Origin of the sequence: Halomonas korlensis, from assembly GCF_900116705.1 — a bacterium.
Lineage (GTDB): Bacteria > Pseudomonadota > Gammaproteobacteria > Pseudomonadales > Halomonadaceae > Halomonas > Halomonas korlensis.
In genome coordinates, this window is sequence record NZ_FPBP01000003.1 from 151,436 (window position 1) to 166,300 (window position 14,865).

The 14,865-nt window shown below is 57.1% G+C and carries 15 protein-coding genes; 6 read left to right on the forward strand and 9 right to left on the reverse strand.

The features are described 5' to 3' along the window. Nucleotides 1–3: 3 nt before the first annotated feature. Both hemL and BM341_RS05465 read left to right on the forward strand, forming a co-directional pair. Nucleotides 4–1,296, forward strand: a complete 1,293-nt coding sequence (hemL, locus tag BM341_RS05460; RefSeq protein WP_089793736.1) for a glutamate-1-semialdehyde 2,1-aminomutase — start codon at nucleotides 4–6, stop codon at nucleotides 1,294–1,296. 52 nt (nucleotides 1,297–1,348) lie between these two features. Then, complete coding sequence (locus BM341_RS05465; RefSeq protein ID WP_089793738.1) at nucleotides 1,349–2,587, forward strand: P-loop nucleotide/nucleoside kinase family protein; 1,239 nt, start codon at nucleotides 1,349–1,351, stop codon at nucleotides 2,585–2,587. Nucleotides 2,588–2,719: 132 nt separating this feature from the next. Here the strand turns inward: BM341_RS05465 and BM341_RS05470 are convergent, their stop codons facing one another. From BM341_RS05470 to BM341_RS05495, 7 genes are all read right to left on the reverse strand, one after another. Then, nucleotides 2,720–3,670, reverse strand: a complete 951-nt coding sequence (locus BM341_RS05470; RefSeq protein ID WP_175507803.1) for a hypothetical protein — start codon at nucleotides 3,668–3,670, stop codon at nucleotides 2,720–2,722. A gap of 184 nt (nucleotides 3,671–3,854) precedes the next feature. Continuing rightward, nucleotides 3,855–4,352, reverse strand: a complete 498-nt coding sequence (locus BM341_RS05475) for a hypothetical protein (RefSeq protein WP_089793742.1) — start codon at nucleotides 4,350–4,352, stop codon at nucleotides 3,855–3,857. Between the two features lie 303 nt (nucleotides 4,353–4,655). Continuing rightward, complete coding sequence (locus BM341_RS18940) at nucleotides 4,656–4,922, reverse strand: DUF6506 family protein (RefSeq protein ID WP_139232978.1); 267 nt, start codon at nucleotides 4,920–4,922, stop codon at nucleotides 4,656–4,658. A 100-nt stretch (nucleotides 4,923–5,022) separates the two neighbouring features. Beyond that, nucleotides 5,023–5,859 carry a CsgG/HfaB family protein gene (locus tag BM341_RS05480; RefSeq protein WP_089793745.1) on the reverse strand — a complete coding sequence of 279 codons (837 nt, stop codon included), beginning with the start codon at nucleotides 5,857–5,859 and terminating at the stop codon, nucleotides 5,023–5,025. A 21-nt stretch (nucleotides 5,860–5,880) separates the two neighbouring features. Beyond that, complete coding sequence (locus tag BM341_RS05485; RefSeq protein ID WP_089793747.1) at nucleotides 5,881–6,291, reverse strand: curli assembly protein CsgF; 411 nt, start codon at nucleotides 6,289–6,291, stop codon at nucleotides 5,881–5,883. 82 nt (nucleotides 6,292–6,373) lie between these two features. Beyond that, the gene (locus tag BM341_RS05490) at nucleotides 6,374–6,943 is read right to left on the reverse strand and encodes a CsgE family curli-type amyloid fiber assembly protein (RefSeq protein ID WP_089793749.1); all 570 of its coding nucleotides are present in this window, start codon (nucleotides 6,941–6,943) and stop codon (nucleotides 6,374–6,376) included. After that, the gene (locus tag BM341_RS05495) at nucleotides 6,940–7,629 is read right to left on the reverse strand and encodes a response regulator transcription factor (RefSeq protein WP_342713868.1); all 690 of its coding nucleotides are present in this window, start codon (nucleotides 7,627–7,629) and stop codon (nucleotides 6,940–6,942) included. Before BM341_RS05495 ends, BM341_RS05490 begins: the two co-directional genes overlap by 4 nt. A 403-nt stretch (nucleotides 7,630–8,032) precedes the next feature. Here BM341_RS05495 and rdgB point away from each other — a divergent pair, with 403 nt between their 5' ends. From rdgB to BM341_RS05515, 4 genes are all read left to right on the forward strand, one after another. After that, a complete protein-coding gene (rdgB, locus tag BM341_RS05500) occupies nucleotides 8,033–8,647 on the forward strand; it encodes an RdgB/HAM1 family non-canonical purine NTP pyrophosphatase (protein ID WP_175507804.1) in 615 nt (204 codons plus the stop codon). After that, nucleotides 8,640–9,863: a radical SAM family heme chaperone HemW gene (gene hemW / locus BM341_RS05505; RefSeq protein WP_089793755.1), complete on the forward strand. Its 1,224-nt coding sequence runs from the start codon at nucleotides 8,640–8,642 to the stop codon at nucleotides 9,861–9,863. The genes rdgB and hemW overlap by 8 nt, the downstream gene beginning before the upstream one ends. Then, nucleotides 9,860–10,543 carry a YiaD family glycine zipper/OmpA-like lipoprotein gene (locus BM341_RS05510; RefSeq protein WP_089793757.1) on the forward strand — a complete coding sequence of 228 codons (684 nt, stop codon included), beginning with the start codon at nucleotides 9,860–9,862 and terminating at the stop codon, nucleotides 10,541–10,543. Before hemW ends, BM341_RS05510 begins: the two co-directional genes overlap by 4 nt. An 85-nt stretch (nucleotides 10,544–10,628) precedes the next feature. After that, nucleotides 10,629–11,477, forward strand: a complete 849-nt coding sequence (locus tag BM341_RS05515; protein WP_089793760.1) for a 23S rRNA (adenine(2030)-N(6))-methyltransferase RlmJ — start codon at nucleotides 10,629–10,631, stop codon at nucleotides 11,475–11,477. Between the two features lie 10 nt (nucleotides 11,478–11,487). On the opposite strand, the gene mnmE is transcribed toward BM341_RS05515, so the two are convergent. Then, the gene (gene mnmE, locus BM341_RS05520) at nucleotides 11,488–12,858 is read right to left on the reverse strand and encodes a tRNA uridine-5-carboxymethylaminomethyl(34) synthesis GTPase MnmE (RefSeq protein ID WP_089793762.1); all 1,371 of its coding nucleotides are present in this window, start codon (nucleotides 12,856–12,858) and stop codon (nucleotides 11,488–11,490) included. Nucleotides 12,859–12,960: 102 nt separating this feature from the next. Then, nucleotides 12,961–14,643 (reverse strand): membrane protein insertase YidC, encoded by a 1,683-nt coding sequence (gene yidC, locus BM341_RS05525; RefSeq protein WP_089793764.1) that lies wholly within the window; start codon nucleotides 14,641–14,643, stop codon nucleotides 12,961–12,963. Nucleotides 14,644–14,865: the final 222 nt, after the last annotated feature.

Genomic DNA, 14,865 nt, shown 5'->3' on the forward strand with positions numbered 1-14,865 from the left:
GACATGACCACTTCCGCTCAACTCTTCGAACAGGCTTGTCGTCATATCCCCGGCGGCGTCAATTCACCGGTACGTGCCTTCAAGGGAATGAATCGTCCACCGGTATTCATGGAGCGTGCTCTCGGGGCTTGCCTGTTCGATGTCGAGGGCAAGCGCTACGTCGACTACGTTGGTTCCTGGGGGCCAATGATCACCGGCCATGCCGATCCGGACGTGCTCGGGGCAGTACGCGAGCGCCTCGATAGTGGGCTCTCCTTCGGTACGCCCACGGCTATCGAAACCACCATGGCCGACCTGATCTGCGAGATCATTCCCTCCATCGAAATGGTGCGAATGACCAGCTCCGGCACCGAGGCCACGATGTCGGCGATCCGCCTGGCCCGTGGCGTCACCGGGCGCGACAGGATCGTCAAGTTTGAAGGCAATTATCATGGCCACTCCGATTCGTTGCTGGTCAAGGCGGGTTCGGGTGCGTTGACGCATGGTGAGCCCAGCTCGCCAGGCGTACCGGCCTCTCTCGCCGAGCAGACCATCACCCTGCCCTACAACGACATTGACGCCGTGGAGCAATGCTTCGAGGAAATCGGTAGCGAGGTCGCCTGCATCATCGTCGAGCCGGTCGCCGGCAACATGAACTGTATCCCCCCACAGCCGGGCTTTCTGGAAGCGCTGCGGCGGGTCTGCAACACCCATGACAGCGTGCTGATATTCGATGAGGTGATGACCGGATTCCGCGTTGCCCTGGGTGGCGCGCAGGCGCATTACGGGGTCAAGCCGGATCTCACCTGCCTGGGCAAGATCGTCGGCGGCGGCATGCCGGTGGGCGCGTTCGGCGGCAGCGAGACAATCATGTCGAACATCTCGCCGCTGGGACCGATCTACCACGCCGGCACCCTCTCGGGTAACCCGCTGGCCATGGCCGCCGGGGTGGCTCTACTCACCAAGCTGCGTGCCCCAGGGTTTCATAACGCCCTGGCGCAGCGGGTCGATACCCTCTGTCACGGCCTGCAGGAGCGCGCCGATGCCGCCGGCATCGATATGATCACGCAACGCGCGGGCGGGATGTTCGGCCTTTTCTTCACCCGCCAGAGCCGGGTCGACAACTTCGCCCAGGCCACTGCCTGCGACGACGATGCCTTTCGCCGCTTCTTCACAGCGATGCTCGACGAAGGGGTCTATCTGGCGCCATCGGCCTTCGAGGCCGGTTTCATGTCGAGCGCCCATACCCCCGAAGATATCCAGCTGACCCTGGACGGTGCCGAGAAAGCCTTCGCGAGCCTGAGCCATAGAGCCTGATCCACCCCACGATCAGTCGTAGCGCTTTTTTTAACTAACAGGGAAACGCCAGATGAGCCTGACTCGAGATAAAGACGCCGCCTCCCACGACGATATGTTTGAGTGGGAGGCGTTGGTCGACGCTCTGGTTGCCTTTCATCGCGCTCCCATGGCTTGTGGTGCTTTCGATGACGACGGACGAAAAGCAACGAGTCAGTTAGTCCATGGCGAAGTCTCGGCGTTGAGGGAATACCTCGCCGGTGACGAAGATCGCCAACGTTTGACGCATCTGGAGCATTGGCTTGAAGAAGAGCTTCGACGATTGGCCCCGGTAATGGCCAGACGCAATGAACATCGGTACCGCAGTTGGGCGCAAGAGCACCCGAACAGTCGGCTTTGCCACCAAGGAAGGGGGGTATTGTCCAATGCCATCGGTCAGGACCTCACGGGGGCTGGTGAAGGGTTAGCCCTTGACGCGGCGAACGACGTGGCTTCACTGCTGGTAGGGTTGGAGCATTGCGGCGAATCCCAATTAGCACGCTGGGTTCTGGATCGTTATCTGAGGCTTACGGGTGATTATGAGCTGACGCGAGTGCTGTCGTTGTTCCGGGTCTGTCAGGCGCTGGCTGGCGCCAGAGGTGCGTTGCAAAAGCTATACAGAGCGGGTCAGGACCCCGAGCATCCGGCGCTGCTTGCCGAGATCATGGGTGAATGTCGCAACCACCTTACGTTGGCTGAGCACTACGCCAACTTCCGTTTCCCTCCGCTGGTTATCGCCGTCGGGGTGCTGGGCAGTGGCAAGAGTCGCTTCACCGCCAACCTGGTCGACCGGCTAGGCGCGATTCGGCTCTGTTCCGATGTGGAACGTCGCCGTCTCGCTGGAATCGATCCACAGGCAGAAGCGACGCAACCCTCTGTGGATATCTTCACCGCTGAGTCTACCGAGCATACCTACCATCGGCTCGCTGAGCTTGCCGGCATCACGCTGGATGCCGGGCTTGCGGTTTGTGTAGATGGCACCTTTCTGCGGCGCTGGCAACGCGACCTGTTGCGTCAGCAAGCCGAAGCCAGGGGGCTACCGTGTCTGATGATCAGTTTCGAGGCGGACGAGGCCACTCTACGACAGCGAATCGAAAAACGTGCACGCCGTCATCAACTGCCAGTAGAAGAGAGCCTGTCGATATTGATGCGCCAATTGGTGCTGTTCGAAGCCTTCGGCGATGAGGAGCGGCTACATCTCGTCCATCTCGACACCACCGCCGCTAACGCCACCGACACCTTGGTGACGTTGATTCAACGTCATGACATTTGATCAAGGGAATCAATGGGTTTGCGATGTAGAGTGGGCATAATGTTGTGGATGCTTCGCTGAGCCGACACGTTAAATAAAAGAAGTTCAATAGAAGAGGCCCTGCAAGCAGGGCCTTGGTAAGAATGCTTCGTCTCAGTTTTGGTAAACGGTAGCTGAGTTATTGATACCGGCTTGAGTTGTCACTGCAGAGTTATTACGCCCCATTTGAACATGCTCGGCATATTGGCTGATGCGGCTAGCCTGCATTCCCGCTAATGCTCCCTGGGTAATGGAAGAGTAGTGGTTGTAGCCATTTTGATAAGAGTCGGCCATGTCACTATAGCCACTCTGTACGATCTCGGAGGTATTGTAAGAGCCCTCCTGAGTGATAAAGGCATCGTTGTTGTAGCTGCTCTGATCGACATGCGCGGTGTTATACTTGCCATCTTGATAAATGTCGGACAGGTTCTTCACGCCTTCTTGATTGACCCTGGCAACGTTGCGCATCCCATACTGCTCAACGGAAGATTCGTTATACCTTCCTTCCTGTTGGATCTTGGCAAACTGATGCTTACCGTTCTGCTCTAGATAAGAGTCATGGTTATCCCCTTCCTGCTTGACCGAGGCACGGTGATATTTACCATTTTGATCGATCTCAGAAAAGTGATATTCCCCCTTCTGCCCGACTTCTGCGATGTTATCCCAGCCATTCTGGAAGGTATCGGCGAAATTCTTGGTGCCTTCCTGGTTTACCGAAAGCTCATTGAAGCTACCCTGCTGGCTGCTTTCGGAACTATTTTTGTAACCATTACTGGTGATGGTGGCCGTATTAAACCAACCATCCTGTTCCACTTTGGCTTCATTAGCAATGCCATCTTGGGTAATCGAGGATGTATTGTGTCCAAACCAACCTTTCTGTAAGACGGTGGCATCATTTAAGCCCCCATCTTGTTCGATAGTAGAGGTATTGAAGCCGCCACCCCAGCCTTGTGTCAGCTGTGTCACGTCAGCGTTGTTTTCAACACCACTCTGGTCGATATCAGATAAGTTTCCATTTGCGACTGCAGTGCCTGAAAAAGCAATGGCAGCTGCAATGATCGTCATTCTAAATTTCATTTTCTTCCCCTTCCTGATGGTGCCTTGACTCGCCCTTAATCTTGTTTAAGGTGGTCTCAGCAGTTCGTTAAAAAAGTATCGACAGATACTTTTTACCTGCACTTTTTAACTAGCGCATTAAAAATACTTTGTCTTTCTTTTTTCTTTCTTTATGCTGCTGCTTGTCATCCGGTTAATGCTGGATGACCTGGACATTGGCTCGGCCACGCGAAAACTGCGTAATCGCTACGGGAGACGCGTGAGAATTACCGAGCTGTTGAATGGAGGCTTGCCCATATATTCCATGCTGAGTAATAGCGGCTTCCTTGCCATGGCCTCGTTGGGTAATCCCTGCCTCATGGCCACTTCCATTCTGAGTGATACTTGCCTCAAGATACCCACCCTGTTGAAGGATGTGGGCTTCGTGCTGGCTGCCACGTTGAGACGCCACGGCCAGATTTGATAGGCCGAGTTGGTTGATGCTGGTGGTATTGTATTGACCTAGCTGCACGATCAGAGCGTCATTACCATACCCGTATTGCGATATCGTACTCTGCTGACCGAAGTCGGCGGGAGTATGAGCCTGGGGCAGGAATTCTGAATGTTCAGTCAGGTCTGCTGCCATGACGATACCAGGGACGAGCAAGTAGAAGTAGATTAACTTTTTTGTAAAGCAAATTGTGTTTTTCATAGTTAGCGGCTCGTGTAGTGAAATATTCACTTGGTTACAGTCTTACACATAAAGATACAAGCTGTATAAGAATTTATCGCTAATTTAAAGTGTTAAAATTTCTAAGTGCTTTTCGTTAATTGAGGATTAATTTTTTAACTATTAAATGCTATTTATTTAGTTATATTTACTTAAATCTTAAATAGAAAGATAGCCACTACTTTGTATAGCGGATACTTAGTTAATTAGTTAAAGATAGCTAAAAGATATAAAATTTTTTTAATATTGTTAGCTTATGGACATGGTTTTAACTAATTCATATTACTATGTAATGTAGCTGACTCTTCCCAGTTGGATTTTTGGCCCGGCAATAGCACGTATTGCGGCCACGGCGTCATCATTAAAACTCGCGCTGAGTTCTATTGTGGTAACCCCTTGATCAATAAGCTCCTTTGTCAACCGTTTAGCGGATGCTAAATCTCCGATAACGGCGACGCTGATCGCATAGGGTCCACTGCTTTGGCTGGACAGTGATGTATTGCTGCCTCCAGGTATCAAGATCAAGAAGGCGAGGTGTTGACGAGATGTCATCGGACACTCCTGTTGTCATACGATGAGCCAATGATCATCGGCCCTACGAAGAGAAGGCGCTGAATAGCGCCTCCTCGTTCGTACAACTGATGGCGTTGGTTTACAGTTTCGGGACGGGAGCATCCCGATAAGCAGTGAGTATGGGATGGCTAATATCTTCCTGGTCGGCCAGGCTCCAGAGTTGGCGATCTACGCCTTGAGTGACCAGATGAATGACCGCGGATTCGATAGCCGACATGACCGCCATCTGCACAGGCTCATTGTTTGTGTAACCCACTTCGGCTTCGAGGAGACGACTGAAGTCGATAAAGCGGTAGACGCCTGCCCGAAGTTCATGGGAGTAGATCGTCTTGCTGGTAGTAACGTTTGCCAATACCTCACCGGTCGCTATATCGACGGCACGCAGGTTAATGGATACCTGGTCGACTTGATACTGTCCGGATGCTCCAATGCCGAAGTATTCAGCACCAGCCCCGCCGGTTCGCATATTGGAATCGTAGGCAATGATACCGCCTTCAAGGATCACCCTTGCCGCATTCAACGAGTCCAGGGCATCGCTCTGACCAACGCGTTCGAGATTGGCGCGTATGATGCGCCGCTCGGTGAGCAGATTCTGCAAGCCGACACGTTCCAGTGGTACGAACCATCCCGAATCAGCCAGTGCCGCGCTGAGCATAGCCGCGCCCCCCTGGGTGACAGCTGTCGAGAAGGTGCTCGCCGGTGCCGGGCGATACTGTCCCGTCTGGTCGCGAAAGTCGTAAACGGCTGCAAGAATCGGGGCTCTGGGAGCCGGCAGGTTCTTCAGATCGGCATAAGTACCTGTCCTGGGCATCAGGGTTGCTGAGGTGCCGGCAAGATTATCCGCGTTGCTGACCACGCTCGCACAGCCGGAAAGGCTCAGCACGCCCGCGACGATAAGCGTCGTGACGAATTTCATGTTGCTCTCCTTACCGGATAGTTAGGGCTGTAGGGCGGATTGGCCCAAGCGAATCGTGGTAACTTCACCCGTTGCCTTGTCTCTGATATCCAGGTTGAAGCCATTACCGGTATTGTTGAGTCGGATATCGAGAGTGGCCGAATCGATAATTGCCCCCCCTTGCGCATCAGGATTATTCAACGCATCTTCGATGGCAGTATTAAGCAAGTCGGCGCGTAAATCCTGAAGAAAGAAATCGCTTTCGGAGAAGGAGCCGAAATCCGGCGCGTCAGGATCTACATTGGTGTCCTGACTTTGTGCCTTGTTTAGCAGGTAGTTCCCCGCTAGCGGATCGCCACCGAAAGAAGGATTGATGGGGCGATAGACGAGTTCTCCGGCCTGGGCTGACCCGGTCGCCAGCATCAGCGGTAAGATCAGATATCTGATTTTCATTATGTTCCCTCGTAGTCGTTTACTGCGTCTTTAGTCATTCTTTGCGTTTTTTTGATTACCGCGTATCAGGGCCGAGGCTTGTTTACAGTTCTTCGTCGGCCAAGTCCTCATTCTTTTGTAATGCATCCATTACTTTGCTTTGAATGACCCTCTGCTCGACTTGCTCAATAGCGGCTTCAGCATACTGATCGACATCGCTGAGTCGAGGGGATAGCGTGGCCTCGAAGATGATCTTGCTGCCTTCCGAAATCCATATCAGGCTTCCCCAGCGCGCAGAGGGTCTTTCATGTATCGATAAGTTGGTATTACTCAAAATGCCGCTTTCCATACTGAGTTGGCTGAACTGACGATAGAAGGTTTTTCCTATCATCGTAATGGTACGATCGACCAGTACGCCGCTCAATCCGGGCTCGTCAAGATTCAGCTGCTGAGAAAACTGCTCTTCTATGCCTTGTTCGGCATTGTCCAAGGGTTCTTGTTCTTCTTCCTGCGCTATTTCATCGAGAGCCTGTTGTTCTTCCAACCCGGCACCAGAAGCCCCTGTGGTATTAGTTCCCGGCGACGAGGGCCGCTGTGCCTGAGCAGGCTGTCCCATGAGGACCATCACCATAAGCAACAGCGAAAGGGAATTGATAGCTCTCAAGATGCTCATGCTGGCCCGTCCTTACTGCGGCCCCGACTCCGGCTCAGGGGAGGCGGCGCTCCCAGGTTCTGCCGTGCCCAGTTCACTGCCTGGATGCGGTTATGGACCTTGATCTTGCGGAAAATGTTGTAGAGGTGAGATTTAACAGTGTGTTCGCTGACGAACAAGCGATCGGCGATTTCGGTATTAGAGGCCCCGGTTCCCAACATGGCGATCAGTTCCAGCTCCCGGTGGGTCAGACCACAGACGGGACGGTAGGAGTTGAGCTGTTGGCGGCGAAAGAACAGGATCATTCGCGTCATCAAGGAACGCGACATCCATAGATGGCCCTTCATGAGATTGTCGATTCCCTTGCAGATCAGGAGCAAGGAGTCGCTTCGATAGAAGATGCCCTGAAAATTGATCCCCGAAAGTATATCGGCAGCATGATCTTCGTCGCGAAGGTTGAAGGCTGCCAGCGACAGGGTCTCGTCGTCTGCTGCTTTGGTATGCCAGTGCTGTAAACTGGTTTCATCGATATGGTCGGCATCAACCAGTATTACGGTATGCTCGGCTTCGGTGGGCTGCCATTCCATGGTCGGAGTAACGACCGTGACATCGCAGTCAAGCTGCTTATGCAAGTAGTCAGTAAATAGCTGAGTCTGTGGATTGTTGAGTGTGACTAACAATACCAAGCCTTTATCTCGATTCATCATGCGATCCCTGCTGGTTGGGCGCTTGTGGTCTCCGCTGAGAGACCTGGTTGCACTGTGGAGTGAGTATCCGTAGTGAAGTGTTGTCCATTGTGTTAACTAATGTAACTACTTTTTTTGCATAAGCAGGGAGCTGAGAGTGATAAAAAAGCACTATTAAGGTAAAATTCTGCTTTAAATCAAAATCTTAAATAATTTATGGAAAAATATCCCATCAATATTAAGCTGAAAATCAGCTGAACTTTTTTGTGACATGCCCTCATTCCCTTTCTTTTCATTGCCGGCCATGAGCTCTACCGTTTCCCCCACGTCATGCGTAGGAGCATCCTCATGCCGACCTGACGTTCCCCTGTTCGTGTCAGCCCCGTAGAATGGTTCTCTTTGCCTCTGTTGAGAGCCTGTGACGATGTCTAATCCTCTGGTACTGGCCAGCGGCAATGCCGGTAAATTGCGCGAGTTTGAGCGGCTGCTCGCCCCGCTGGGCTTCGAGGTGCGTCCGCAATCGGACTATCGCGTGACGGAGGTGGAAGAGACGGGTCTTACGTTTGTCGAGAATGCCTTGCTCAAGGCTCGTCATGCCTGTCGGATCAGCGGCTTGCCTGCATTGGCTGATGACTCTGGACTGGAAGTCGATGCCTTGAACGGGAGCCCGGGGATCTACTCTGCTCGTTTCGCTGGTGAGCCGAAAAGCGACGCACGCAACAACGCGCTATTACTCGATCGGTTGTCCAACGTTCCCGAGGGGAGCCGTACGGGTCGCTACTGGTGTGTGCTGGTATATCTGCGTCATGTTGAGGACCCGGTGCCATGCATCGTGCAGCAGGCCTGGGAGGGCGAGATTCTCGCGCATCCTCGCGGGGAAGGCGGGTTTGGCTATGATCCCTTGTTCTGGTTGCCGGAGCTTGGCATGAGTGCCGCCGAACTCTCGGCCGACGAAAAGAACCGGCTGAGCCACCGCGGGCGAGCTCTTCAGGCATTGGTGGGTGCCTTGGATTCTTCTTCAGGTGACGTGTATGGCTGAATTGACTCTGCTCCCCCCGCTGGCACTCTATGTCCATGTCCCTTGGTGCGTTCGCAAGTGTCCTTACTGCGATTTCAATTCCCATGGGGTGGGGCATGGGACCGAGCTTCCCGAGGCGGCCTATCTTGAAGCCCTGATTGCCGACCTCGATGCCGATCTGCCGCTGGTGACGGGGCGAGAGCTGGTCAGTATCTTCATCGGTGGGGGGACGCCGAGCCTGATGTCGGCTGACTTCTACCGCCGGCTTATCCATGCCATCAAGTGCCGTCTGCCCTTGGCCAACGAATGCGAGATTACCCTCGAAGCCAATCCCGGCACCCTGGAGCGCGGTCGTTTTGCGGGCTATCGCTCGGCGGGCATCAATCGGCTGTCGCTAGGCGTGCAGAGCTTTCAGGATGCCCAGCTGCATGCGCTGGGTCGCATCCACTCCGGTGACGATGCGGTGGTGGCCGTGCAGGAGGCTCGCCAGGCCGGCTTCGATAACCTCAATCTGGATCTGATGCACGGGCTGCCGGGTCAGACCTCCGAGCTGGCACTGGACGACATCGACCGCGCCTTGTCACTCTCGCCCGAGCATCTCTCCTGGTATCAATTGACGCTCGAACCCAACACCGAATTTCATTCCTCCCCCCCTGTGCTGCCCCAAGAGGAGGTGTTATGGGACATCCAAGACCTGGGCCATGAGCGCCTGCACGAAGCTGGCCTGGTGCGTTACGAGATATCTGCCTATGCGCGTCAGGGGCGACGCGCGCAGCACAATCTCAATTACTGGCAGTTCGGCGACTATCTGGGTATCGGGGCGGGGGCGCATGGCAAGCTCAGCGTGGCGGGGGCAGAGGGCTTGCATATCGAGCGGCGCAGGAAGGTGCGACAACCGGCTTCTTACCTGCAGCGCCTGAATGATCTGCAAGGGTTCGTGGCCGGGAGCCAGCCTATCATCGAGGAAGAGCTGGCCCTGGAGTTCGCCATGAATGCGCTGCGTCTTGTTGAGGGAGTGCCCATGTCGAGCTGGGAGGCTTATACTGGCCGTGAAGCGACGCAGCTCGCCAATCGTCTGACGTCGGCTCGTGAAAAAGGACTTCTGGTGCAAGATAGCGACCGGCTGCAGACATCCCCGCAGGGACTACTATTCTTGAACGATTTGCTGACCCTTATCAGTGACGATCCGGTCGGTAATGCGAGACATTCGTCAACCCGAGAGAGACTGACTTCATGACCAACATACTACGCTTGATAGCCCCGCTGGCGGCCGCGCTGCTGATTGCCGGTTGCGCCACCACCGACCCCTATTCCGGCCAGACCGAGCGCAACAAGACTGGCGTGGGGGCGGCGGTCGGTGCCGCTGTGGGCGCGGCGGCTGGTGCGCTCAGCGGTGATGGCAGCACGAGCCGCCGTGATCGCGCATTGATCGGGGCGGCCGTGGGAGCCGCTGCCGGCGGTGGTGTGGGCGCCTACATGGATCGCCAGGAAAACCAACTGCGCCAGAGTGTGCAAGGCACCGGCATCGAGGTTGATCGTCGCGGCGATGATATCGTGCTCAATATGCCGAGCAGCGTGACCTTCGGCTTTGATTCCAGCGAACTCACGTCGAGCGCTCGCACTGCCTTGAATGATGTGGGGTCGGTCCTTCAGCAGTACCCGGATACGCGCGTCAATATTGCCGGTCATACCGACAGCACCGGCAGTGCCAGTTACAACCAGCAGTTGTCCGAGCGTCGAGCCCAGGCGGTGGGTAACTACCTTTCCCAGTCGGGCGTGACTCGCGATCGTCTCAACATGACGGGGTATGGACAAAATCAGCCGGTGGCGAGCAACGATAGCGAGCAGGGGCGTGCCCAGAATCGTCGGGTCGAGATTACCTTGACGCCGATTCAGGACCGCTTCGAACAGCAGTAAACGGGTCCCGCAAGACCGGACTCATGGGGCCCGTCACTTTTACAGTGGCGGGCCCTTCGCTTTCCGCTACATGAGTATCCCCAACATGCTTTCCTACCAGCATGCCTACCACGCCGGTAACTTCGCCGATGTTCACAAGCATCTGACGCTGTTTGCCGTCATCGACCACCTGCTGCGAAAAGCCTCTCCGATTACCTACATCGATACGCATGCCGGACGCGGCCTCTATCCCCTGGCGGCCGAGGAGACGGCGAAGCTCCAGGAATACCGCGACGGTATCGCGCGACTCTGGCAGGCGCGGGATCGTCTCGGCGAAATACCGCTGCTCGGCGAGTGGCTTGCGGCGCTGGGTCGGGTCCAGAAACAGGGCAACCGGCTTGATCACTATCCCGGCTCGCCGTGGTGGCTATCCCATCGGCTGCGGCAACAGGACAGTCTCAAGCTTATCGAGCTGCACCCGGCAGAACATAGCCATCTGCTGCAGCAGATTCTGCCACGCAACGTGCAGCGCTTGCATGGCGATGGGCTAAAGGAACTGGACCGGCGGCTGCCGGTGAAGACGCCACGTCTGTGCGTGCTGGTCGACCCGAGTTACGAGCGTAAGGCCGAGTATGATGAGGTCGCCAGGGCGGCTATCAAGGCGATGGCCAAGGTGCGCCATGCGGTATTGCTGATCTGGTATCCGCTGCTGCCGGCGGGCCGCCACCGGGAATTGCTGGATGCCCTGCGAGCGGACGGCCTGCGCAAGGTGTGGCGCAGCGAGCTTATTCGCCCGGCGCCCGCGAGCCAGCAGCAGGGGATGCAAGGCAGCGGGATGCTGGTGGTCAATCCGCCATGGGGTCTGGAGGAGCACCTTGTCACGGCCATGGGCGCTATCACGCCTCTGCTGGGCGAGGCGGTTCGCTTCCAGCATGACTGGTGGATAGGCGAGTAATCAGACGATCTCACTTGCCGATACAGAAGCTACCGAAAATCTCACCGAGCAGGTCGTCGGCACTGAATTCGCCGGTGATCTCGCCCAATGCCTGCTGGGCATCGCGCAGATCCTCGGCGAGCAGTTCGCCGGCACCAAAGCCGTATAGTTGGCTCTCACCGTTAGTCAGTGCTTGCTTCGCTCGATCCAGCGCGTCCAGATGGCGTCGCCGCGCGGAGAAGCGACCCTCCGTGGTCATGGAGTAGCCCATCACCGCCTTGAGGTGCTCCTTCAAAGCGTCCACCCCGGCGCCGGTCTTCGCCGAGAGTCGTACGGTCGGCGTGGCCGCGGAGGCGTCGATGCCAGGCGCTTCCTCGCTGGTATCAATCTTGTTGCGCACCAAGGTGAGGCGCGAGGCGTCCTGCAGGCGATCAACGAAGCCGGGCCAGATGGCCCTAGGGTCGGTTTCCGTCGTGGTGCCGGCATCGACCAGCAGCAGGATACGATCGGCCTTCTCGATCTCGGCCCAGGCTCGGGCCACGCCGATCTTCTCGATCGCGTCCGGCGTGTCCCGTAACCCGGCCGTGTCGATGATGTGCAGAGGCATGCCGTCGAGGTGAATCTGCTCGCGCAGCACGTCACGCGTGGTGCCCTCGATGGCGGTGACGATGGCGGTTTCCTGCTCGGTCAGCGCATTGAGCAGGCTGGACTTGCCGGCGTTGGGGCGTCCGGCAATCACCACGTTCATGCCCTCGCGCATCAGCGCCCCCTGACCCGCGGCGGCGCGCACCTGGTCAAGCTCCGTGGTGACCGCCTGGAGCATGTCGGCCACCTTGCCATCGCCGAGAAAGTCGATCTCCTCCTCGGGGAAATCGATGGCGGCCTCGACATAGATGCGCAGTTCAATGAGCCGCTGGACCAGCGCCTGGACCCGATGCGAGAACTCTCCCTGCAGCGAGCGCAAGGCATTCTCGGCGGCGGCGCGTGAGCTTGCCTCGATGAGATCGGCGATGGCCTCGGCCTGGGCCAGATCGAGCTTGTCATTGAGAAAGGCGCGTTCGGAGAACTCACCGGGGCGCGCCAGGCGGGCGCCCAACCGAACGCAGCGCTCCAGCAGCAGATCCATGATCACGGGGCCCCCGTGGCCCTGCAATTCCAGCACGTCTTCACCGGTGAAGGAGCGGGGGCCCGGAAAGAACAGGGCGATGCCTTCATCGAGAACGGCTGTCTCGCCGTGAAAGGGGCCGTAATGCGCCTGGCGTGGGGCAGGGGGATGTGTCAGCACGGCCTCGGCTATCGCGCGGCAGGCTGGTCCGGAAACGCGGATGATGCCTACTCCGCCGCGTCCTGGCGGGGTGGCGAGAGCCGCGATAGTGTCCTGACGATAAAGAGCGTCCGGCATCGTCTTCTCCTCGTAGTGCGGCGTCATTGTCGGTGCCGCTCGGCACAAACGCCAGGCCCCCGCACGAGGGCGGGGGCCTGGGGATGGTAGGCAAGGTGAGACCTACTTGGTCTTCACGCCCTTACCGACGCTGGGGTCTTTCTCAATCTTGCGCGTGATCACGTATTGCTGGGCAATCGAGATGACGTTGTTGACGACCCAGTAGATGACCAGACCGGCCGGGAACCACAGGAAGAAGAAGGTGAAGACGATCGGCAGCATCTTCATGATCTTGGCCTGCATGGGGTCCGGCGGCGTCGGGTTGAGCTGTTGCTGGACGAACATCGAGGCGCCCATCAGGATCGGCAGAATGAAATAGGGGTCCTTCACCGACAGGTCCTGAATCCAGAAGATAAAGGGCGCATGGCGCAACTCCACTGATTCCAGCAGCATCCAGTACAGCGCAATGAAGACCGGCATCTGCACCAGAATCGGCAGGCAGCCACCCAGAGGATTGATCTTCTCCTTCTGGTAGAACTTCATCATCTCCTGGGACATCTTCTGGCGATCGTCGCCGTACTGTTCCTTGAGACGCTGCATCTCGGGGCCCAGCTTGCGCATGCGGCCCATCGATTTGTAGGCCTTGGCAGAAAGTGGCCACAGCGCCATCTTGACCACGATAGTCAGGACCACGATAGACCAGCCCCAGTTACCGAGCAGGTTGTGGATCTGATCAAGCAGCCAGAACAATGGGTTGGCAATGAACCATAGCCAGCCGAAATCGACGGTCAGCTTCAGGTTGGGCGCTACCTGTTCAAGATAGTCCTGAACCTTGGGCCCCATGTACAGGGTGGCGCCGAGGCGTGCCTGGCCGTCGGCGGCCAGGTTCTGGGTCGCACCAGCGAAGGCGGCAACATTTCGGTCCCGCGAGTCGGTCGTCGCGTAGTAGAGGTTCTGTTGATCTTGTGGTGGCGCCCAGGCGGACACGAAGTAGTGCTGGATGATGGCGACCCAGCCACCCTCAGCATCCCGGTTGACGAACTCGCCACTCTTGATGGCATCGAAGTCGACCTTCTGATACCTGTCCTCGGGCGAGGAGTAGGCCGCGCCCAAGTAGGAGCGCATCCCCATGGCAGGTCCGCTGGTGGGGTCGGGGCTGTCATCGCGGGCCAGCTGGCCGATGAAGCGGGTCGTCAGGGCCTGTTCGGTGTTATTGGTCAGGAAGTATTCGACATCAACCGCGTAACTCCCGCGCTCGAAGGTCAGCCGCTTGGTGATACCGACCCCGTTCACCTCCGCCGTGAGGTCCACCTCAAGGCGATCGTCATCCTGGGTCAGGCGATACTCGTTCTGCTCGGCATTGAAGGCGATGCGTCCTTCGTGGCCTTCCAACTGGAGGCCGGAGCGCGCCACGTAGCTGCGCGTCTGGCTATCGGAGAGCAGCACGTAGGGCCGTTCGGAATCCAGCGTCAGGCGATGCTCGGGAAGCGCCGCATAGACGATATCGCCTCCTTGAGGGTCGATACGTACGTCGAGCACATCGGTGACCACTGCTACCAGGTTGCGGCTATCTTCGGTGGCCGGGGCGTCGGGCATTGCCTCGGCACCCTGATCCTGGCTCGAGGGTGCTGAGGGGACCGCCAGGTCTTCGCCGTTGGTGTCGGCACGCTCACGCTGCTCGCTACCGGTGATGGCCGGGGCATCGGGCACGGTGGTGGCTTGCCCGTAATCCTGATTCCATTGCACTACCAGCAAGTAAGCGAGCAGCGCCAGGGGAACCAGCAATAGGAGTCGTTTTAGGTCCATGAAGAATCTGCCCGATGGGAGGTTAACATTTCGATAGCGGCATAGCGGCTGCCTGCCTGATAGACGCAAAAGCCTGCCGAGGGCAGGCTGTGTGTCGGTCGCGACGATGCTTCACCTGGCGCGCTAGCAAACAGGCGGTTCCGGACGAGGGCCGTCATACAGACTCCATGAGGCTGTCGAGGGGCGTGACTGAGACGTATCGGTTGCGGTGGCAGCACGAGG